Here is a 20613-nt window from a genome sequence, read left to right as displayed (position 1 = left end):
TATTTGTGCAGGGACGTTTTTTGTTATATAGAAATTTGTTATATAGAAAAATGCATAGTTTCATTCGTTAATCAGGCGGACGTGAAGCATAATTGGATGACTCCAGCCCAGTCGCCCATGCTTTTCTATTGTCTAGCATAGGCTCCTAAGTGCTCGTGTGCTTCGATCGATCAAATGAAATCAAAGAGCGATTTCATGTTGCTCGCTCTCCAGCCCAGTCGCACCTGAACAGCCGCCCATGCTTTTCTATGGTCCAGCATAGGCTCCTAGGTGCTCGTGCTTTTCTTTTTTCCTACGTCTTTTTGCGTCTTATGTTAGAATGTGGATAGATATTATTTAAAATAGGTACTATGTCGAATAGATATTATGTTGGATTGGAGCGAATTTGAATGGATAAGCGTATTCTCGTAGTAGATGATGAAAAACCAATCGCTGATATATTAAAGTTTAACTTAGAAAAAGAGGGCTTTGAAGTATTTTGTGCTTATGATGGCAACGAAGCTGTTGAACAAGTAAAAAAAGAAGAGCCTGATCTCATTTTACTAGATATTATGTTACCTCATAAGGATGGGATGGAAGTATGCCGTGAAGTACGAAAAAGCTATGATATTCCGATTATTATGCTGACAGCGAAAGATTCTGAGATTGATAAAGTCTTAGGACTTGAGCTTGGGGCGGATGATTATGTCACGAAGCCTTTTAGCACAAGAGAATTGCTCGCACGTGTTAAAGCAAACTTACGCCGCAGAAAATCCGGTGCTGAAGAAGTGTCAACGCAAAAAGAATTAACGGTAGGAGACTTAACGATTTACCCGGATGCTTATCAAGTGAAGCGCCGCGGTGAGACAATTGAGTTGACACATAGAGAATTTGAGCTGATTCATTACTTAGCTAAACACCTAGGACAAGTGATGACGCGTGAGCATCTTCTGCAGGCTGTATGGGGCTATGATTATTTTGGTGATGTACGTACAGTCGATGTGACGGTTAGAAGACTTAGAGAAAAAGTTGAGGATAATCCAAGCTATCCAAACTGGATCATAACACGACGCGGGGTAGGGTATTATTTATCATCGCCTGAAGATGTGGAGCAAGGTTAATGGATCGAAAGGTTGGATTTTTTAGATCAATTCAATTTAAGTTAATTATCATTTATGTATTACTCATTTTTATGGCCATGCAGATCATTGGTGTGTATTTTACAGGAAAGCTAGAAGAACAGCTTGTCTACAACCATGATCAAATGTTAAATGAGCGTGCTAACTTGCTCGGATACAATGTTGCCCAGGAAATGATGGAGCCGCGTGAAGATCGAAGTGAGCTTTATAATGATATTAATTTACTTTTAAGAGAGACGTTTAATATTGAAAATGCAGAAGTTCAAGTGGTCGATGCTAACAGCGAAATTTTAGGTACGTCTAATTTTTCGAACCGGCATATTGTAGGCCAGCAAACGACGAAATACAGGGTTAAACGCGCGCTTCTTGGAGCGCGAGATGCAGCGATTGAACGTGATCCACAGACGGGTGACCGCGTTCAGGTGCTTGCTGTTCCAATTAAAGACCAAGATAATAATACGCTTGGCGCAATCTATATTGAATCTTCAATGGAAGATATTTATGATCAAATGCAGCAAATTAACAGCATCTTATTGAGCGGCACAGTGATAGCTCTCTTAATTACCGCGGTGCTCGTTATTTTGCTTGCGCGGACGATTACGGCGCCGATTATGGATATGCGTAAACAAGCGCTCAGAATGGGTCAGGGAGATTTCTCGAGACAGGTAACAGTTTACAGCACAGATGAAATCGGACAGCTTGCTTATTCTTTTAATGATTTGACTCATAAATTACAAGATGCCACAGCAACAAGGGCCCGTGAGCAGAAAAAATTAAGCTCAGTTCTGGCTCATATGACAGATGGCGTACTTGCAACAGATCAAGACGGTCATATTATTTTGATGAATAAGCGTGCAGAGGAGCTGCTTGGCGTTCAAAGCTATGAAGTGATCAAATCCCTGCTGCCTGAAGTGTTAAGACTGCCAGAAACGTATGAGCTTGAAGATTTATTTGAGCAGACGGATTCCATTCTCCTTGATTTTAGTGATGACGAACAAGAGTTTCTGATCGAAGCTAATTTCTCTGTCATTCAAGAAGAGGATGGGCCGATTAATGGCTTAATTACGGTACTGCATGATGTAACGGAGCAAGAAAAAATTGAACAGGACAGACGTGAATTTGTAGCTAATGTTTCTCATGAGCTGCGTACCCCGTTAACGACTATGAAGAGCTACCTAGAAGCGCTTGAGGACGGTGCACTTGATGAGCCAGAGCTTGCACGCAGGTTTGTTGGGGTTACTCAAAATGAAACAGAGCGTATGATCCGCTTAGTTAATGACCTGCTTCAGCTTTCTAAAATTGACAGCCACGACTACCGCTTGCAGCTGACATGGGTTGATTTTGGTCAATTCCTGCATGAAGTGATTGACCGGTTTGAGATGGTCGCACAGGGAAGAGATATTCATTTCACGCGCCATATTTCAGGACATCCAACGTATGTAGAAGTGGATAAAGATAAATTGACGCAAGTAATTGATAACATTATTTCCAATGCAATGAAGTACTCTCCGGAGGGCGGCAATATTACGACGACCCTCATGCACCAAGGACATAATGTACGAGTGAGTATTTCAGATGAAGGAATGGGGATCCCTCGTGAAAATCAATCGAAGATCTTTGATCGTTTCTACCGTGTAGATAAAGCACGTGCTAGAAGCATCGGCGGTACAGGACTTGGTCTTGCGATTGCGAAGGAATTAGTGCATGCTCATGGCGGAGAAATTTGGGTTTCAAGTGAATATGGATCTGGTACGACGATTTACTTTACATTGCCTTACTCTACATTTAAGGGGGGAGAGGCATGAATTACGAACACGTCAAAACAGGATTATTAATCGGCTTAGTAGGGTTAAGTATCATCCTGACTTGGCAGCTGTGGACGTTTCAGCCTGATATCAACTTCCTAGGTGAATCAGAAGAATTAGAGAGAACCTCACTGATCAGTGAAGAGGTTAGGTTAAGCGATGTTATTAGGCCAGAGAAGCTGATCACTCATGTAGACGGGCAAACAGCCATGATTCCAAGACATACTGATGCATTTGATGAATTTTTTGATCAGCTTCTACAAGCAGAGCTCGATGAAGGAGACATGCTTGCTACCGGTCCTTTTCCAAAACCGGGTGTTAGTGCAGGGATAGAAGTCATTTTTCCTGCAGTTGTCCCTACAGATACGCTGCTCGCGATGTTTGAAGTGGATAGAGAAGTTTTTAACCTTCCAACCTCTGAGGTAGACCGACTCTATGTCTATATAGATAACAATCAGGATGAAGTAGCGATGCAGCTATTATTTGGCGAGGATGAGCGAGTGGTGGAAGTAGAAACCTCTTTTTCTGCAAATGAGTTTCAAGAGTGGATGAGGGGAGACTACATTCCGGTTACTTCTGTATCACAAGGGCCAAATCATACTCAGCTTCATCAGCATGTGTATGTTCCTGTTGAGCCCGTTGAGGTTGAGCGAATGACATACACGACAAGTCCGATTGATGTAAATTATTTTATTAATGAGTTATTCAACGAGCCAAATTCAGTTCGTGCTAATCTGGCGGATCAAAATGAATCCTTTACGGATGGGAATCGGATTATTCAATTGAGAAATGATGGCGAATTTATGGATTATAACAATCCGCTTTTCTCTGAAAATCAAGAGCGAAGCAGCCGTCATATTGTTCAAAACAGCTTCGATTTTATAAATAGTCACGGCGGATGGTCAGATCCTTATATTCTATCGGATTGGGCAGTAGCAGATGTAAGAGAAGAAGCTGAATATATGCTTCATGTCGATGGTACGCCAGTTATCAGTTATGAGGGTCAAAGTATTATGAGTTTAAAAGTCGGCCGGATCGGCTCCCAAATCGTCAGCTATGAGCGTCCGTTATTTGACCTTGATAATCAGCCGATTAATGCGATCCAACGCTTCGAGCTTCCATCAGGGGAAGCGGTGCTAGAGCGGCTGAATGAACAGGAATACTTTGATCCAAACAGACTTGAAAAAGTAATGGTCGGCTATGAAATGAACAAACAAAATGTTTCATTAGTCACACTTGAGCCTTATTGGTATGTGCTTTATGATGGACAATGGCAGAAAGTTACGTTTAATGATGTAGCTAGTGAGGAGGGGATGCAATGAATTGGAGCCGGACAAAAACCATATTCATCATCACCTTCTTATTCTTAAATATCTTTCTTACGTGGCAGCTGATCGAGAAAAATAACTCGAATCAAATGAACATGATCGCTCAAGCGACGATTCAAGAAGTGCTGCGCGATAATAATGTAACCATTGATGTCGAGCTGCCAGAAGAAACAACGACAGCCGGTCATATTTTAGGAAAGGCCGTGCCGTTTAGTGAAAGACAGATGAACGCTCTAAGCAATCAAGAGGCAGACTTATTAGATGGCACAACGATTATCGCAGAGCTTAATGAGCCTTTTGAGTTAAGAGAAGATCAGTTTTCCCAAGATTTAAATCAGTTTCTTACAAGCTATATAACGAACGGCCGTGAGTATCGCTTTGGCCGGTTTGATACAGAAGCAAGACAAATTCTTATGCAGCAAACGTATGAAGGGAAAACAGCCTACGCGTTTGAAGCAGAACCTCTAGTATTACAGCTAAATGAAGATAGAGAGATTGTTGCCTACGAACAAAGCTATTATGAGTTTGAGCCAACAGGCAGAGAACGAGAAGTGCTAACAAGTATTAAGGCCATTGAGGTGCTGTTAAATGCACAGCATATAGGGGTGAACGATACCGTGACGCATGTGGAGTTTGGTTATTACAGCCTCCATAATCTGCAAGGCGGAGGGGCACAGGTATTTGCTCCGATGTGGCGTGTGACGGTTGAGGGTGAGACGTATCTTGTGCATGCGATCAACCCTGAAATACAGCAGCTCTCGTAACAGTAGCAAAAAACAGGAGTGAACCTACGATGTCATTACGTTTTAGTGTGCTGGCTAGCGGAAGTACTGGAAATGCGATTTATGTGGAGGCCGATGATAAAAAGCTATTAGTGGATGTCGGACTTAGCGGCAAGAAGATGGACGAGCTATTCACAGAGATCGGACGCAATCCTAAAGAACTTGACGGTATTTTAGTTAGTCATGAGCACAGCGATCATATAAAAGGGGTCGGCGTGTTTGCAAGAAAACATAAGCTGCCAATCTTTGCGAATGAAAAGACATGGCTTGCGATGGAGAACAATCTTGGCACCATCCCGACTGATCAAAAATTTATCTTCGCAACAGAAGAAGTAAAATCATTCGGCGGATTAGACGTCGAGTCGTTCGGTGTCTCTCATGATGCGGCAGAGCCAATGTTTTACTGCTTTCATCATGCAGGAAAGAAGCTTGTGCTGGCCACTGATATGGGCTATGTAAGCGAACGGATTAAAGGAACGATTAAAGGTGCTGATATGTACATTTTTGAATCGAACCATGATTTGAATATGCTGCGGATGGGGCGCTATCCTTGGAACGTAAAACGAAGAATCTTAAGTGATGTAGGACACGTATCAAACGAAGATGCCGCTCTGGCGTTATCTGATGTGATCAGTGACAACACGAGTAGAATCTACCTTGCTCACTTAAGCCTGGATAATAATATGAAAGACTTAGCACGCCTTACCGTAGAGCAAGTATTAAAAGAACAAGATATGCCAGTAGGCGAGCAGTTTGAGTTATTTGATACAGACCCCCTAAAGCCAACTCCGCTCACTAGCGTATAATCTAGAAAAGTCCTCTTACGATAGAGGGCTTTTTCGTTTTTAAGTGATTATTCCTTACTGTTGTTGGCAATTCTGTAAACAGTATAAAAAATAATCAAAAGTGAAGCATGCTAGTAGATTTCTCCTAAAGAATCGGTATAATAATGATCAAAATCATCCTTTTTATAAAGGATGTAGTATGGCTAAAGTTGTGACCTTTTTCATTTAAATCATAAGGATGGTGTTGGGTTATGGGCTATTATGATGAGCATTACACAGAACGTGATACAAGGCAGAAACGTTCTAGGCGCGGTGGAGCCCTTTCAGCATTTATTGGTGCGGTTGTTGGAGGCTTGGTTGTTCTCTTATCCGTGCCGCTCTTATCTAACTTAGGTATCCTTCCATACAATGCAGGAGACTCCCAAGGGGAAGATACGAGTTTAGTAGCATCTGAACAGCCAGAGGATGTCCAGACAGTCAGCTATTCGGTGAATACGGATGTAACGCAGGCAGTAGATCAAGTATCAGATGCTGTTGTAGGAGTCATAAATATTCAACAATCGAATCCGTTTCAAGAACAAGGCGGAGAAGGGACTGGCTCTGGTGTTATTTATAAGGCAGCTGGAGACAAGGCATTTGTTGTAACGAATCACCATGTTATTGACCGGGCAAATGGAATAGAAGTCAGCTTAGCCGATGGAACGAGAGTCCCGGCAGAGCTATTAGGCTCAGATGTAATTACAGACTTAGCTGTTCTTGAAATTGACAGTGAAAATATTGATACAGTTGCTGAGTTTGGCAATTCTGACTCGCTAAGAGTGGGAGAGCCTGCAATTGCGATCGGAAATCCATTAGGGCTCAGATTTTCAAGTTCGGTGACACAAGGCATTATTAGTGCGACAGAAAGAAGCATTCCTGTTGATTTAACCGGAAACGGCCAGGTAGACTGGCATGCAGAAGTGCTGCAAACAGATGCGGCGATCAACCCCGGAAACAGCGGCGGGGCATTATTAAATATTGAAGGTCAAGTCATTGGGATTAATTCCATGAAGATCGCCCAAAGCTCAGTAGAAGGGATTGGCTTTGCGATCCCAACAAGTGTGGCGCTCCCTATCATTGAAGATTTAGAACGCTACGGTGAAGTCAAACGTCCGCAGCTGGGGGTAGGCATTCAATCACTAAATGAAATTCCAAGCTACCACTGGCAAGAAACATTAAATCTGCCAAGTGATGTACGAGCAGGAGTGATGGTATCAAGCGTCTCACCAATGTCTGCAGCAGAGCGTGCAGGGCTTGAGCAATATGACGTCATCGTAGAAATTGATGGCGAAGAAATTACTGATGGCCATGATTTACGCAGATTCCTCTACACAGAAAAGCAAGTTGGCGATGAAGTGGAAGTCACATACTACCGCAACGGCAGTCGTGAGACGGTCACGGTGCAGCTAGCCGAGCAGCAAAGCTTTTAATAAAAAAGCAAAGTTGGAAGGTTGGTTAGTTGGAAAAGGTAAACATTGAGAGATGTCAGACAGAGTTATTCACATAGCTCTGTCTTTTTTGGTTTCAGTCACAAAAAGGAAGTTGCCCACAGGTGGAAAACGGGTATGCTATAATAAAACACGGTAAATGGAAAGGACGGATTAAGATGGAATTTGCATGTGATGAACATATTGAAGTAGCAATGGATGTAGTCGTTGATGAGTACGAAGCGGCCCCAATTATCGAAAAATTAAATGAGGCAGATCAATTATCCACAACGTGCAGTTACTGCAAGAAGCCCGCTGTTTATTCAATTACGAAATAGTCAGTTACTAACACTGTTGATATGTGGATAACTTCTGTGGATAAAAAATAAAGGATGAGGGAATACACACTGTGAATATCTCAATTATCTCTGTAGGAAAATTAAAAGAGAAGTATTTGAAGCAAGGAATAGCCGAATATACAAAACGGCTTGGAGCATATGCAAAAATTGATTTAATCGAGGTGGCTGATGAAAAAGCACCCGAGAATTTAAGTGAAGCTGATATGGTGCTCGTAAAACAAAAAGAAGGCGAAAGAATCCTCGCCAAAATTGCACCAGATACGCATGTTATCACACTTGAAATCAAAGGTAAACAGCTGACATCAGAGCAATTAGCTAAAGAAATCGACCAGCTCGCAACGTACGGAAAAAGTAAAATTGCCTTTATTATTGGCGGATCACTCGGTCTTAGTGAGGAAGTCATGGCCCGCAGCAATTATGCCCTGTCGTTTTCAAAAATGACGCTGCCGCACCAGTTGATGAGGCTGGTGTTGTTAGAGCAGGTGTATCGCGCGTTTCGGATAAATAGGGGAGAACCGTATCATAAGTAAATGAGGTATCGAGTTATCACTTAAAATCCATGCCTTCCATATAACACGTACCAAAAATTTAAGTTATAAAACCCCTACTAACAGGTATACATATCTTTACAGATGAAATTAGATATGTGGAGGTACTATATGCGTGTTGGTGGTCTAGGTTTAGTTATTTTAGCAGCCATTTTATGGGGCATTTCCGGAGGGTTAGGCGGCTTCTTAATGGATAAAGGCTGGGATCCCTTAGTCATCTCCTTTTATAGGGGAGCAGTAGGTTTAGTATGCATTCTTATTTGGTTCTTGTTCCGTCCGGCAGTGTTTAATAAGCCGCTGTTGTTCTGGTCTGTTGTTGCGGGTATTGGCGTAGCAGGGAATTTTGTTTTTTATTTTGTCAGTATCTCAGAGGGCAGTGTTGCTGTAGCAGCGACATTGATGTATACCGCACCTATTTTTGTTCTCCTTATCTCTTTTATATTCCATCTTGAACAGGCGTCATTATTTAAATGGGTGGCTATTGGTTTTGTGATGGCTGGTGTCGTATTGCTGACAGAGGTGTACAGCATTGGCTCTGAGGGCATTACATTACTTGGGCTTATGACAGGACTCGGTGCCGGGTTATCGTATGCTTTGTTCATTTTTGGCTTTAAATATGCATCTCGCCACGGGCAGCCGCAAGGAATATTAACGATTGCATTCCTTGCCTTTACGATTATAACGCTGCTGTTCATTGACCACAGTGAAGCAGCTTCCGTCTTTTACTCATCTGACTTAGGATGGATCATTCTTTTAGGAATTTTCGGAGCAGGGGTATCATTCTTCTTATATGTAGTTGGTTTGAAAAAAACATCACCGACGTCCGCTTCCATTATTGCAATGGTGGAACCCGTGACTGCCTCCCTTTTTGGATTTATGGTTCTGAGTGAACTGCTTACAGTAACCCAGCTTGGAGGCATGGCAATTATCCTCGTGACAGTGACGATTTTAAGCGTGAAGCAGGGTTGATAAAAGCACCTGTAGATTTAACTGTTATTTAGAAAATAAGACAGCTGACCTGACCAAATGATCATGGTTGTCTTGTTTCATATTAGACAATTAACCAAGGTGGGAATACATTGTAATTTATACACAAAAAGAAGTGAATAAATACTCACTTCTTTTTGTTCTCTTAAGAGCTTGAAATAATCAGGAGTTATTCTGTTCTTGATATGCGGGAAAGTACCCTAGTATAAAAGCAATACCTGAAAAAATAGCAGCAAAAATAATTGTCGGTTGTTTTAAAATGTCACGACTTTGAATTACAAGCTCACCATTGCCAATCATAAATCCTATTAATTGGCTTACTACCATAGTTAATGCTAGAAGCAAAGATAACAATAAGCATAGACTAAAAAGACGCTCTAATAGAAGTTGCATCTTAAATCTCCCCCTTAGACTGGTAATATTCCCATAGCTATTAACCATCCGATAAGAATTACAGGACAAACATAATAGAGTATTAAAATTAAAAATGTTTTTTCAGGTCTTGCTCCAACAATTCCAGAAGCTATATATATGGAGCCGGAAGCTGGAGGCATTTGGGCAGACGTAGAAGCAAAAGTCATAATAACAACTGCTGAAATAAGGGGAGAGAACCCACTAGATACTAATATTTCGTAGGACACTAAACCAACAGCAGTAAGTGTTCCTGTTGATGTCAGAGGTCCTGCAATAGCAGTAATGCCAAGCCCTAGTAATAAGACAGTAAGCCAACCTGGTGTATTAGCTGCATTCATCAATTGTGAGATATTTTCTGATAAGCCTAAGGCTGTTAAGACTTCACTTGAAGCCACGGCGAAAAAAATTAATGAGCCAATAACAGTAAAACGTGGAATTGAATTTTTTGTAAATTCAAGAAGACCCGTAAATGATTTAGGCATGGTCTTTCTTCCTAAGAGAAATGCGATACCAATCATTAGAGTTGGGATCCAAATAACAATATCAACACTGTTTAGTGCTTCTTCTCCTAAAGAGGGGATATTTGCTATAAAATCAGCCAATGGACCAATTGTTAAAGTTAATGGAATAATTGCTCCCATATATATAAAAATTGAACTCCAACCATTTTTAAAAGAAACACTTAGTGGATCTAATGATTCAGCACTGAATGCTTTAATATTCTGCTTCTTAACAAAATATCCAATCAAAATTAATCGATGTAAAAACTGATATGCTCCAGCAATTAATAGAGCGAAAAAAAATTCTCCTGTTGTAATAGCTGCTGCTACTGGTGCAAAGCCTAAAATGATAAACATTGATGTTGTAGGGGGGAGGGCTGAGGCCATTCCTCCATTTCCGACCATAACAGATGCTGCTATTTCTTTATTCCATTTGTTGCGGAGCATCCAAGGACCGGTAATGGATCCAGTCGCGGCTGTGTTTCCTGAGTCACCGCCAGAAAGTGTTCCCATTACTGAAGATCCAACGGCATCCATAATTGCAGGAGCACCTGGGAGTCTGCCTACCAATGAATTCAAAATAGCTAGAAGCCGTTCTACAATCCCGAATTTATCGATTACATAAGCCATGAACACAAAAGCAATTGCTGCGTACAAAACTGAAAACGTAGAAGCAAAGCTAATTCCTTGTAAAAATAGTGAGAGTGCTTCTGAGCCTCCTAAAGGTACAATTGCTAAAAAGCCTACTAGAGCAGCTTCTCCAAGATTCCTTCTTAACTTAATGCTCCAAAAAACTAAAACGCTTACAAAAATAATGAGAGCGACTATCCCCATTAAAAACCCTCCTTAGGCATTTTTTCTACGTTTCATTGATCTTCTGCATTACTTCTTTCCAGTGCAACGGTGCTTTTCCATGAAATTTTTCTTTGATACTTGAATTTGTAATTGTTATTAATTTATTTCGTGTGGCTTTGGTCATTTCAGCTTCTACATGATTATTTAGCATAAAATCAATAACATTATCCATTTCTTTGATACGTCTTTCTGAATGCAGGACATTACCTGTAATTAAACGATTAATTACATTTTCAAAAGGTTCTTTATCAATAGTTTTAGTTATTGAATCTAAAATAGTATCATCTAAATTTAATTTATCTGCTATCTCCATCACTTCAAAGAGAAGGGTAGAAAGGCCTTTTGTAAAAATGCTTCTGATGAATTTGATATTGGTTGCATCTCCTGCCAGCTCACTAACATAAGAGAGATTCATTTCAAAGTTTTTTCCCCATTTTATAAATTCTTTTGCCCCGATGCCGCTTACGATCATAGGAACTTTATGTTGGTTTCCTTTGAGTGGACCCATTATGGCAGCATCTATAAAAGTAATATCTTTGTTGCTCAATTCTTTACAAATTCTCTGTTTGGTTTCTGAAGAGGCTGTTGAAAGATCTACACATAAAGTGTTTTTATTAAGCCCTGGCAAGATGGAATTCCATGCTTCAGATGAATATGAAGCAGGAACTGCCACAAATAAAATATTTAGTTCTTGTTGTACTACTTTTAACGGCTCATCAAAAAGAGCTGCCTGCACTTTCTCTGCCCTATTCTTTGTTTCTATGTTTTTGTATAAATGATCATAAACAAATAGATTTAAATTCTTGCCTTGGCTATAAAAACCTTTAGACATTTCGAAGCCTACTTCACCAAATCCGATAAAGCCAATATTCATTTTCATCACCTTTCTCTCTAGTTACTAGGTTTGAGGTATTGAGGTATATAATTTATAAATTAAGTTTCTTTAATTTGTCTTGTAGCCATTTCGGCTCAATGTCTGACTTGTCTTGTTTATTTTGCTTTTTATAAATATTGATTGTCTCTAATCGATTTAATTCATACGCTAATTTCTTTTCAGCTTTTTTCACGATTTCTTCAACATTCTGTTGAGGAACGACAACCACTCCATCCTGATCTGCAATTACGAAATCATAGGGGGATACAATGGTGCCCGCGCAAGTAATTGTAATATCAAATGAACCTGGTCCTTCTTTACTTGGACCGGATGGTGAAAATCCTTTAGCATAAATTTGGATATTTAATTGACGAAGCTCCCGTTTATCACGAACAAGCCCATCAATAATAATCCCTTTTATTCCTAATGCTTCTGCTGCACCTGCCATAAGCTCTCCTAAATATGCAGCCCCAGTAAAACCTTGACCGTTGACGATGATAATATCGTTAGGCTCTGCTTGATAGATTGCATGATGTAAAAGCAAATTGTCACCTTTAGGTACTGAAACGGTTCTTACACGTCCTACTAAAGGTTCTAAAAAATTTACAGGTTTCACGCGGTAATCCATTGTATTCTGATTATCCATTACGTCCGCAAATACGGTAGAGCCAATTTTTTTTATACGCGATAAAAGCTGAGAACTATCAGAATGTTGTGAGCTGTTCATGTCCATCACCTCAAGTAATATTTATTACTAAAATTATTATTTAAGTAATATTTATTACTATATCAATCCGGTTAATAAAAGTAAACCCTTACATTTTGATAATTAAAAAAGCTTTTCAAAAGACACAATAAAGTCTTTTGAAAAGCTTTTTTAATTATTTATTGGTGTTTTAATAATGGTAATTCATATCTTTTAGCATTTCATTTATTTTATCTAAACGCTTTCTTGTCTCTTCTGATTGTCCAATAGCTGTGGCATTAATAAGATAGTCTGCCACTATCATTGCAACAATAGGAGAATTATGAAATGCAAGACTATCAGAATCACAAGGTAAAACGATGTCAGCGTATTCAACAATTGGAGATGAGTAACTATCTGTTATGGCTACAATCTGTACCCCGTGACATTTGGCTGCTTTTACGAAATCAATGATTCGCTTTGCATAACGAGGAAAACTTGTGGCGATTATTAAGTCTTCTGATTTCATTGTGATGATTTCATCTACCCAATCACTAGTGTCAGCAATGACTAGGCGGCAATTCCCTAATGTCCTATTCAACCCATGAGTTAGATATTGACCAATTGGAAGTCCGCTTCGAACACTTGTACAAATGACTTGTCTCGAAGAAGTTATTTTTTTTACAACTTCATCCAACTGTGATTTAGGCATTTGCTCCATTACTTTTTGAATCTGATAAAGGTGATGATTAATTGTATTGCCCCATAAATCATCTTTATTAACGTTCTCTAAATTAATTTCTAAACGGGTTTGAGGAGCAGTTTGATCTCGTATTAACTTTTGCAAACCTTTTTGAAATTCACTGTATCCTGAATAGCCTAAATTAGACATTAGTCGCATGATCGTCGTTGAACTCGTATTCACACGTTGAGCTAAATCATGAATAGTTAGAAAAGCTACTTCTGAAGAGTTTTTTAATATATAATCAGCAATGATACGTTGAGCATTTGTTAATTTTGATAAATGTTCTTTTATGACGGTAAGAGGATTTGTCATTTTACTCTCCTTTTATTATTAAATTAGTGCACTTGCTGTATTATTTTTAAATATAAAAGTTCATCAACTTTTTAGCCTTAACATTCTAGCTTATAAATAAAGAGAAAAGCATTTAATTAAACATTATTTTATTTACTATAGTATATCAGTTATTATTCTTTAATCTGCAAGACAAAAATAGGGGGAAGTGCTTATAAGCAAAAAAAACAGGCATCGAATGTACTCGATGCCTGTTTTTTATACATTTATTAATTCCTAATTAAATAATCAAACGCTGCTAGTGATGCATTCGCACCTGAGCCCATTGAGATAATGATTTGGTTGTAAGGACCGTCTGTGCAGTCTCCTGCAGCGAAGAGGCCAGGAACGGTTGTAGCACCGCTCTTATCAACCATGATCTCACCCATACGGTTGCGTTCAACAAAACCGTCTAACCAGTCTGTATTTGGTACAAGACCGATTTGAACGAAGACACCTGCTAATTCAACATGATGCTCTTCTTCCGTTTCACGGTCGATGTACGTAATACCATTTACGCTGTCTGTGCCAGTGATTTCTTTTGTTTGAACATTTTTCACTACCGTTACATTCGGTAAGCTGTATAAGCGTTTTTGAAGGACTTCATCTGCTTTTAGTTCAGGCATGAATTCAAGGACAGTTACGTGGTTTACGATTCCAGCAAGGTCAATTGCTGCTTCAATTCCTGAGTTACCGCCGCCGATAACTGCAACATCTTTTCCTTCAAATAGAGGACCATCGCAGTGAGGGCAGTAAGCGACACCTTTGTTCTTGAACTCTTGTTCGCCTGGAACGCCAACATTACGCCAGCGAGCCCCAGTTGATACAATGACGCTCTTACTTTTCAGTACAGCCCCATTTTCAAGCTCAAGCTCAAATAAGTCGTTTTTCTCAAGGTTCTTCGCACGTTGTAAGTTCATAATATCAATATTGTACTCTTTTACGTGCTCTTCAAGGCTTGCTGCAAGCTTTGGACCTTCTGTGCTTTTCACGCTAATAAAGTTCTCGATGCTCATTGTATCAAGGACTTGTCCGCCGAAACGTTCAGCAACAATACCTGTGCGGATCCCTTTACGTGCTGCATAGATCGCTGCACTTGCCCCTGCAGGACCTCCGCCAACCACAAGAACATCATAAGGATCTTTATTTGAAAGTTCAGCAGCATCAGGACCTGTTCCCAATTTTGCTAAAGTTTCTTCTAGTGAAATGCGTCCGCCGCTAAAGAACTCACCATCTAAATAGACAGCAGGAACAGCCATGACATTTTTCGATTCTACTTCTTCTTTAAATGCCGCACCGTCAATCATCGTGTGAGTTATACCAGGGTTTAGGACACTCATCATATTCAGTGCTTGAACAACATCAGGACAGTTATGGCAGCTTAGGCTGACATACGTTTCAAAGTGATATTCCCCGTCCATGTTTTTGATCTGGTCAATGACGCTTTGATCAACTTTTGGTGCTCTACCACTCACTTGCAGTAAAGCGAGCACGAGTGATGTAAACTCGTGCCCTAAAGGAATACCAGCAAATGTAACGCCTGTCTCTTCTCCGATACGGTTTACACTAAAGCTAGGTGTTCTCTCAAGCTCTGCTTGTCTAACAGAGATCTTAGAGGACATGGATGCTAGCTCATCAACTAGTGCAAGCATATCTTTTGATACGGAATCGTCACCTGCACTCACTTTAAGAAGGATATCACCTTCTAGGAGTTTCAGGTACTCATTAAGTTGGGCTTTCACATCTGCTTCAAGTAACATGTTTATTGCACTCCTTAGATTTTACCTACTAGATCAAGGCTTGGCTTAAGAGTTTCAGAACCCTCTTCCCATTTAGCTGGGCAAACTTCACCTGGATTGTTGCGTACATATTGAGCTGCTTTAACTTTGTTTACTAACGTACTTGCATCACGGCCAATTCCGCCTGCGTTAATTTCAACAGTTTGGATGACACCATCTGGGTCGATGATGAATGTTCCGCGATCAGCAAGACCTTCTTCTTCGTTTAGTACTTCGAAGTTACGAGAAACTGTTTGAGAAGGGTCACCGATCATTGCATATTTGATTTTACCGATTGTCTCAGAACTATCGTGCCAGCCTTTGTGAGTAAAGTGAGTATCTGTAGAAACAGAGTAAACTTCTACTCCAAGAGCTTTTAAGTTTTCATATTCATTTTGAAGGTCTTCAAGTTCAGTTGGGCATACGAATGTGAAATCTGCTGGGTAGAAGCAGAAGATGCTCCATTGACCTTTTAAGCTTTCGTTTGTAACGTCGATGAACTCGCCATCTTTAAATGCTTTTGCGCTGAATGGTAGTACTTCTTTACCGATTAGTGACATGTGAAAATTCCTCCTAGAAAATGAAATAGATTTTAAGAATGATAGAGAGCTGAAAACAACCCTCTTAAATGTAATCATTCTAATTATATACCAATTATTAAATAATAAATCCTATTTGTCAAGGATTCATGCTCGTCTATTTTATCATGACGAAAAGACGGCACTGCAGAATCATTGCCCTTATTAAGCTTTAGCCTTTCTCTCAATTAATAAACGTAAATGAAATAATTTTTTTATTTTTTTGCAGGGCGATAAACAATAAGAAGAAAGATAAAGCTCCTAAAAATTTTAACATGAATACAAGAACTTCTTAATGAATATGCATTGTAACCTGTAACTTTAAAATAAAGGCTGCATCTTCTTTCTATTCTCACCTATTTTTTCTAAAAATTGTTATAATGGATGAAGATGCAGATGTCTCGAGTTTGATTGAATGTAAAGGGGAGAAGTGAAATGGCTGATAGCAATGAAAGCCCGTTTCTTACAAAGGACGAACCGCGTGATGTGAAGGTAAAAGTAGAGAGAAAAGAAGGGGAACCGACTGCAGCCTTTAAAGGAGCAAGCTGGGCAGCTTTGTTGGTCGGTGTTTCTGCTTATCTTATTGGATTGTTTAATGCGACGATGGAATTAAATGAAAAAGGATATTATTTTGCCATATTAGTATTCGGTCTTTATGCAGCTGTATCGCTTCAAAAAGCGGTACGTGATAAAGAAGAAGGGATTCCTGTAACAGGAATTTATTACGGGATCAGCTGGTTAGCTCTTATCGTAGCGGTGTCCTTAATGGCCATCGGATTATACAATGCGGGCAGTATCATTCTTAGTGAAAAAGGGTTTTATGGTATCTCATTTGTTCTAAGTATCTTTGCAGCGATTACTGTGCAAAAAAACATTAGAGACACACAAGTGGCAAGAGAGCGTGAGTAAGAAAGAAGAGACGATATGTAAGCTTATAAAAGCAAACGGGTCGTCTCTTTTTCATAAATATAGTGCTCGATTTTTGTTTCATTGCATAGAATGTAGAAGCTGAAAATAAAAAAAGAAAAAAAGAATTTTTTTTAAAAGGTGAGCCTTTAGCAGTATTTTACGCCATCAACAGACTAATTAGTTTGAAATTATCAGATAATGGTAGATTTTTATGGCCATACATCAGTATAATATAAATATGATAGAATAGTAGGTAAAAGTGAGATTAGAGATATAGGTTTGTGTGGCTGGGTGGGCCTTGCTTTTTTTGTGACACCTAAGGAGGAGCGCCTACTCTTTTTTGAAAACTAGAGGATAAGGGTGGTTATCATGAGCAGCATTCGGAGAGAAACAGATGTGATCTTAATTGGTGCAGGAGTTATGAGCGCGACTTTGGGTTCAATGTTAAAAGAGTTAGCGCCGGAGTTGGAAATCAAAGTATTTGAGAAGCTGGCAAAGGCAGGAGAAGAAAGCTCGAATGAATGGAATAATGCAGGGACGGGTCATGCGGCGTTATGTGAACTTAACTATACGTCTGAGAAACCTGATGGATCCATTGATGTAGACAAAGCAATCAAAATTAATGAACAGTTTCACCTTTCAAGACAATTTTGGGCATATCTTGTAAACCAGCAGTTAATCCGTAACCCAGAAGAGTTTATTATGCCAATTCCTCATATCAGCTTAGTTCAAGGGGAAAATAATGTAGCGTTCCTTAGAAATCGTTTGGAAGCGCTATCAAAACACCCGCTGTTTAAAGGGATGGAATTCTCAGAGGATCCAGCGAAATTGAAGGAATGGGTTCCTCTCATTATGGAAGGGCGCAAAGAGAATGAGCCGATCGCGGCAACGAAAATTGATTCTGGAACAGATGTTAATTTCGGTGCCTTAACACGGATGTTATTTGATCACTTACAAAAACAAAATGTAGAAACTAAATATAAACATACTGTTGAAGACTTTAAGCGTATGGATGACGGTAGATGGGAAGTTAAGATTCAGGATGATTCGACTGGAAACATTGAGTATCACATTGCTAAATTTGTTTTCATCGGTGCCGGCGGAGGCAGTCTCCCTCTTCTTCAGAAGACAGGTATTCCTGAATCCAAGCATATTGGAGGATTTCCTGTAAGCGGATTATTTATGGTCTGTAAGAATCCAGAAGTTGTAGAGAGGCATCATGCCAAAGTATACGGTAAGGCAAAAGTCGGGGCTCCTCCGATGTCTGTTCCGCATCTGGATACGAGATATATTGATAATAAAAAATCGCTGTTGTTTGGACCGTTTGCCGGGTTCTCGCCGAAATTTTTGAAAACAGGTTCAAACCTTGATTTAATTGGTTCTGTCAAACCTAATAATGTATTGACGATGCTTGCTGCAGGGATGAAAGAGATGTCATTAACAAAATATCTTATTCAGCAAGTGATGTTATCAAATGAACAGCGTATGGATGAACTGCGCGAATTTATGCCAAACGCCAAGAGCGAAGATTGGGAAGTAGTAGTTGCAGGACAGCGTGTGCAGGTAATTAAAGATACAGAGGCTGGCATGGGAACGCTGCAATTTGGAACAGAAGTAGTGAGTGCATCTGATGGCTCAGTGGCAGCATTACTAGGAGCTTCACCAGGCGCTTCTACAGCTGTTCACGTCATGATTGAAGTATTCCAAAAATGTTTCCCAGAGCGCATGAACGAATGGGAGCCAAAACTTAAAGAGATGCTTCCAACGTACGGAGTGTCACCAGAAGTGAACCCAGAGCTTTTTGACCAGGTTCATGCTTCTACTTCTCAAATCCTTGGTTTGGGTGTAGAAGAGCCGGTATTTGCATAATATTCAAAGCGAACGAGGAGAATACCTCGTTCGCTTTATTTGTTTTTCAATTACTCCCCTTAAAATATCCATGACAAAATATAGAGCACAATATCATATAAATGAATGATAGATGCAATAAAAGGGGGCTTTGATTAATGAGATCATTCCTTGAAATGACTCAAGAAGGGGGCTATATCTTATATGCTAGACACGGGGAAGCAACAATTGGCGTAGATCAGCCAAATTGGTTGGTTGAAGACTGTTCTACTCAAAGAAACTTATCTACTATTGGGAGAAGACAAGCCGTTGCTTATGGAGAAGCATTACGGAACTTGCAAATACCAATTTCCTTCCCGGTCATCGCTAGTCCCTTTTGTAGAACGATAGAAACAGCACTGCTTGCTTTTGGAAGCGCGAATGTCCAGGTAGATCCTTTATGGACCGAGGTGTATCAACTTAGTGACAGCCCGTCTAGTGGAGAGATAGAGCAAGTGTTAAATAAGGCCACGTTAAATTTAGAATCTAAGCCTGCTGCAGGGACAAATCAAGTAATCATAGCTCATAGCTTTCCAGAAGGAGTAGGGCTAGGAAGAATCCCGAACATGGGAACAGTGATTATCAACCCTCTAGGAAGAGGTAAAGGGTATGAAATTGTAGGTAACCTCTCATTGAACCAATTGCTATTGGCAAGTCACAATACTTCTCACAGAAACAGACTGCGGTGAAAAATTGGGGCAGTCTGTTTTGCATCAATTATGTAGAAACCTTCCGATCAACCGCTTGAGGAGGTTCTTCTAGCCACTGATTTTCAATCATCAAAAATAAACCTTCCCCGTAATACTTTCTAAACCCAAGAGATACTTTTGAGAGTTTGATAAAGAGATCCGTCCGCAAGCTGGAATTCAACGCTTGAGTAATCATTACAAAACAGTACATTCCAAGACAAGTATTCACGAAGAATAACATCAGCTTGTCTGAAAAAGGAGAGGTTTGTACTGGGTTAATCTTATAATGACCGGATGCAGCGACAGGGATATTTTCTTTCGTGAAAATCTCATTTAGCTGATCTATCGCATATTGCAAGCCTTCTTGCCCTTTTTGAAAATGTTTTTTCAGCTCTTTTGTAGAAGCTGTTTGACCAAAGGCTGTCATCACCATTTTGGAAAATTGTGCGCGGTGCGTAATTCTTGTGAGGTTAGCGATTTCCGCGACATTTAATGGTCTGTGTTCACTTAGCCGCTCTGTAAGGTATGTTTTACTCTCCACAAACTCCACTTTAGAATCGAGTGCCACTTGAGGAGACTCTATGTAGAGACTTTTTCTTACTAATACTTTCACAATGTCATTTTGTATCTCACACGTAAACTGCATACACTTTTGAAAATGATCCCGAACGTCAGTATTTTCACAGTCAGATAATGCACTTGAATAGGTGGTCATCGATAATAATGTGATGTCCTGGCAAAAGTACAATATAAACGAATCACCGAATAGCTTGCCAGCATGAACATTCATATCTTTTTCGGTAAAGCCGATAGGGAGGGTTACTTTATAGTCACTAAAGGTTTTCTTAAGCTGCTTCATATTTTTTTGAGAATGAAGAAGCATCTTTTTAATGATTTGTTTGGTTTCTTTATCATCTGCAGTCATGAAGAAATATCGAAATAACTGATGTTCCATACTATTTTTTAAATAGGAAGACCAGATATTAGACACTTCAGTAGGTGATAAATCTTTTACATGTTTTCGACTAGGAAACGCACACATGGTATTCACTCCTTTCATTATAGTGTTGCTCTAAATAGGATAATTATTTACATAATCATTTTTCAAATAAAATTCTCTCAAGCTATTGAATATTTATACATAATAATGATATATTATTAATTATTATAAAGATAAAATCATTACTTAAT

20 protein-coding genes are annotated in these 20613 nt (G+C 39.6%); 12 read left to right on the top strand and 8 right to left on the bottom strand.

What is annotated here, in order from left to right:
* Positions 1-389: 389 nt before the first annotated feature.
* The 9 genes from yycF (at position 390) to BPOF4_RS19020 (ending at position 9160) form a co-directional block, all read left to right on the top strand.
* Positions 390-1100: a response regulator YycF gene (gene yycF, locus BPOF4_RS19060; RefSeq protein ID WP_012960895.1), complete on the top strand. Its 711-nt coding sequence runs from the start codon at positions 390-392 to the stop codon at positions 1098-1100.
* Complete coding sequence (gene walK / locus BPOF4_RS19055) at positions 1100-2923, top strand: cell wall metabolism sensor histidine kinase WalK (protein ID WP_012960894.1); 1824 nt, start codon at positions 1100-1102, stop codon at positions 2921-2923. Before yycF ends, walK begins: the two co-directional genes overlap by 1 nt.
* Positions 2920-4245 carry a YycH family regulatory protein gene (locus BPOF4_RS19050; protein ID WP_012960893.1) on the top strand — a complete coding sequence of 442 codons (1326 nt, stop codon included), beginning with the start codon at positions 2920-2922 and terminating at the stop codon, positions 4243-4245. The genes walK and BPOF4_RS19050 overlap by 4 nt, the downstream gene beginning before the upstream one ends.
* Entirely contained in the window at positions 4242-5015 is a 774-nt protein-coding gene (locus BPOF4_RS19045; RefSeq protein ID WP_012960892.1) for a two-component system regulatory protein YycI, read from the top strand. Before BPOF4_RS19050 ends, BPOF4_RS19045 begins: the two co-directional genes overlap by 4 nt.
* A 29-nt stretch (positions 5016-5044) precedes the next feature.
* Positions 5045-5839, top strand: a complete 795-nt coding sequence (locus tag BPOF4_RS19040; RefSeq protein WP_012960891.1) for an MBL fold metallo-hydrolase — start codon at positions 5045-5047, stop codon at positions 5837-5839.
* A gap of 230 nt (positions 5840-6069) precedes the next feature.
* Positions 6070-7287, top strand: a complete 1218-nt coding sequence (locus tag BPOF4_RS19035) for a S1C family serine protease (RefSeq protein ID WP_012960890.1) — start codon at positions 6070-6072, stop codon at positions 7285-7287.
* Between the two features lie 176 nt (positions 7288-7463).
* Positions 7464-7622, top strand: coding sequence for a CxxH/CxxC protein (locus BPOF4_RS19030; protein WP_022629596.1), 159 nt, complete (start codon positions 7464-7466; stop codon positions 7620-7622).
* A 71-nt stretch (positions 7623-7693) separates the two neighbouring features.
* A complete protein-coding gene (gene rlmH / locus BPOF4_RS19025) occupies positions 7694-8173 on the top strand; it encodes a 23S rRNA (pseudouridine(1915)-N(3))-methyltransferase RlmH (RefSeq protein WP_012960888.1) in 480 nt (159 codons plus the stop codon).
* Positions 8174-8302: 129 nt separating this feature from the next.
* Complete coding sequence (locus BPOF4_RS19020) at positions 8303-9160, top strand: EamA family transporter (protein ID WP_012960887.1); 858 nt, start codon at positions 8303-8305, stop codon at positions 9158-9160.
* A 180-nt stretch (positions 9161-9340) separates the two neighbouring features.
* On the opposite strand, the gene BPOF4_RS19015 is transcribed toward BPOF4_RS19020, so the two are convergent.
* From BPOF4_RS19015 to ahpC, 7 genes are all read right to left on the bottom strand, one after another.
* On the bottom strand, positions 9341-9571 hold the full coding sequence (locus BPOF4_RS19015; protein ID WP_012960886.1) for a hypothetical protein: 231 nt from the start codon (positions 9569-9571) through the stop codon (positions 9341-9343).
* A 14-nt stretch (positions 9572-9585) separates the two neighbouring features.
* Positions 9586-10926 carry a TRAP transporter large permease subunit gene (locus BPOF4_RS19010; RefSeq protein ID WP_012960885.1) on the bottom strand — a complete coding sequence of 447 codons (1341 nt, stop codon included), beginning with the start codon at positions 10924-10926 and terminating at the stop codon, positions 9586-9588.
* Between the two features lie 25 nt (positions 10927-10951).
* The gene (locus BPOF4_RS19005; protein WP_081457705.1) at positions 10952-11827 is read right to left on the bottom strand and encodes an NAD(P)-binding domain-containing protein; all 876 of its coding nucleotides are present in this window, start codon (positions 11825-11827) and stop codon (positions 10952-10954) included.
* 46 nt (positions 11828-11873) lie between these two features.
* Positions 11874-12548: an RraA family protein gene (locus BPOF4_RS19000; RefSeq protein ID WP_012960883.1), complete on the bottom strand. Its 675-nt coding sequence runs from the start codon at positions 12546-12548 to the stop codon at positions 11874-11876.
* Positions 12549-12717: 169 nt separating this feature from the next.
* On the bottom strand, positions 12718-13563 hold the full coding sequence (locus tag BPOF4_RS18995) for a MurR/RpiR family transcriptional regulator (protein ID WP_012960882.1): 846 nt from the start codon (positions 13561-13563) through the stop codon (positions 12718-12720).
* A 248-nt stretch (positions 13564-13811) separates the two neighbouring features.
* Positions 13812-15341: an alkyl hydroperoxide reductase subunit F gene (ahpF, locus tag BPOF4_RS18990; protein ID WP_012960881.1), complete on the bottom strand. Its 1530-nt coding sequence runs from the start codon at positions 15339-15341 to the stop codon at positions 13812-13814.
* A gap of 14 nt (positions 15342-15355) precedes the next feature.
* Complete coding sequence (gene ahpC, locus BPOF4_RS18985; RefSeq protein WP_012960880.1) at positions 15356-15919, bottom strand: alkyl hydroperoxide reductase subunit C; 564 nt, start codon at positions 15917-15919, stop codon at positions 15356-15358.
* Positions 15920-16372: 453 nt separating this feature from the next.
* Between ahpC and yiaA the strand changes: the two genes are divergently transcribed.
* From yiaA to BPOF4_RS18970, 3 genes are all read left to right on the top strand, one after another.
* Complete coding sequence (gene yiaA / locus BPOF4_RS18980) at positions 16373-16846, top strand: inner membrane protein YiaA (protein WP_012960879.1); 474 nt, start codon at positions 16373-16375, stop codon at positions 16844-16846.
* 369 nt (positions 16847-17215) lie between these two features.
* On the top strand, positions 17216-18715 hold the full coding sequence (gene mqo, locus BPOF4_RS18975; protein WP_012960878.1) for a malate dehydrogenase (quinone): 1500 nt from the start codon (positions 17216-17218) through the stop codon (positions 18713-18715).
* Between the two features lie 137 nt (positions 18716-18852).
* Positions 18853-19422, top strand: a complete 570-nt coding sequence (locus BPOF4_RS18970) for a histidine phosphatase family protein (RefSeq protein ID WP_012960877.1) — start codon at positions 18853-18855, stop codon at positions 19420-19422.
* Positions 19423-19450: 28 nt separating this feature from the next.
* On the opposite strand, the gene BPOF4_RS18965 is transcribed toward BPOF4_RS18970, so the two are convergent.
* A complete protein-coding gene (locus tag BPOF4_RS18965) occupies positions 19451-20464 on the bottom strand; it encodes a DUF3231 family protein (RefSeq protein ID WP_012960876.1) in 1014 nt (337 codons plus the stop codon).
* Positions 20465-20613 lie beyond the last annotated feature (149 nt).

The sequence above is a fragment of the Alkalihalophilus pseudofirmus OF4 genome, from assembly GCF_000005825.2.
GTDB lineage: Bacteria > Bacillota > Bacilli > Bacillales > Bacillaceae_D > Alkalihalophilus > Alkalihalophilus pseudofirmus.
The sequence above is the reverse complement of the archived record's forward strand: the minus strand, read 5'-3'. Positions and strand labels throughout refer to the sequence as shown.

Bases quoted from the DNA above. Each gene is read 5' to 3' on its own strand.
- yycF (WP_012960895.1), top strand. From the start codon at position 390: ATGGATAAGCGTATTCTCGTAGTAGATGATGAAAAACCAATCGCTGAT.
- walK (WP_012960894.1), top strand. From the start codon at position 1,100: ATGGATCGAAAGGTTGGATTTTTTAGATCAATTCAATTTAAGTTAATT.
- BPOF4_RS19050 (WP_012960893.1), top strand. From the start codon at position 2,920: ATGAATTACGAACACGTCAAAACAGGATTATTAATCGGCTTAGTAGGG.
- BPOF4_RS19045 (WP_012960892.1), top strand. From the start codon at position 4,242: ATGAATTGGAGCCGGACAAAAACCATATTCATCATCACCTTCTTATTC.
- BPOF4_RS19040 (WP_012960891.1), top strand. From the start codon at position 5,045: ATGTCATTACGTTTTAGTGTGCTGGCTAGCGGAAGTACTGGAAATGCG.
- BPOF4_RS19035 (WP_012960890.1), top strand. From the start codon at position 6,070: ATGGGCTATTATGATGAGCATTACACAGAACGTGATACAAGGCAGAAA.
- BPOF4_RS19030 (WP_022629596.1), top strand. From the start codon at position 7,464: ATGGAATTTGCATGTGATGAACATATTGAAGTAGCAATGGATGTAGTC.
- BPOF4_RS19020 (WP_012960887.1), top strand. From the start codon at position 8,303: ATGCGTGTTGGTGGTCTAGGTTTAGTTATTTTAGCAGCCATTTTATGG.
- BPOF4_RS19015 (WP_012960886.1), bottom strand. From the start codon at position 9,571: ATGCAACTTCTATTAGAGCGTCTTTTTAGTCTATGCTTATTGTTATCT.
- BPOF4_RS19010 (WP_012960885.1), bottom strand. From the start codon at position 10,926: ATGGGGATAGTCGCTCTCATTATTTTTGTAAGCGTTTTAGTTTTTTGG.
- BPOF4_RS19005 (WP_081457705.1), bottom strand. From the start codon at position 11,827: ATGAAAATGAATATTGGCTTTATCGGATTTGGTGAAGTAGGCTTCGAA.
- BPOF4_RS19000 (WP_012960883.1), bottom strand. From the start codon at position 12,548: ATGAACAGCTCACAACATTCTGATAGTTCTCAGCTTTTATCGCGTATA.
- BPOF4_RS18995 (WP_012960882.1), bottom strand. From the start codon at position 13,563: ATGACAAATCCTCTTACCGTCATAAAAGAACATTTATCAAAATTAACA.
- ahpF (WP_012960881.1), bottom strand. From the start codon at position 15,341: ATGTTACTTGAAGCAGATGTGAAAGCCCAACTTAATGAGTACCTGAAA.
- ahpC (WP_012960880.1), bottom strand. From the start codon at position 15,919: ATGTCACTAATCGGTAAAGAAGTACTACCATTCAGCGCAAAAGCATTT.
- yiaA (WP_012960879.1), top strand. From the start codon at position 16,373: ATGGCTGATAGCAATGAAAGCCCGTTTCTTACAAAGGACGAACCGCGT.
- mqo (WP_012960878.1), top strand. From the start codon at position 17,216: ATGAGCAGCATTCGGAGAGAAACAGATGTGATCTTAATTGGTGCAGGA.
- BPOF4_RS18970 (WP_012960877.1), top strand. From the start codon at position 18,853: ATGAGATCATTCCTTGAAATGACTCAAGAAGGGGGCTATATCTTATAT.
- BPOF4_RS18965 (WP_012960876.1), bottom strand. From the start codon at position 20,464: ATGTGTGCGTTTCCTAGTCGAAAACATGTAAAAGATTTATCACCTACT.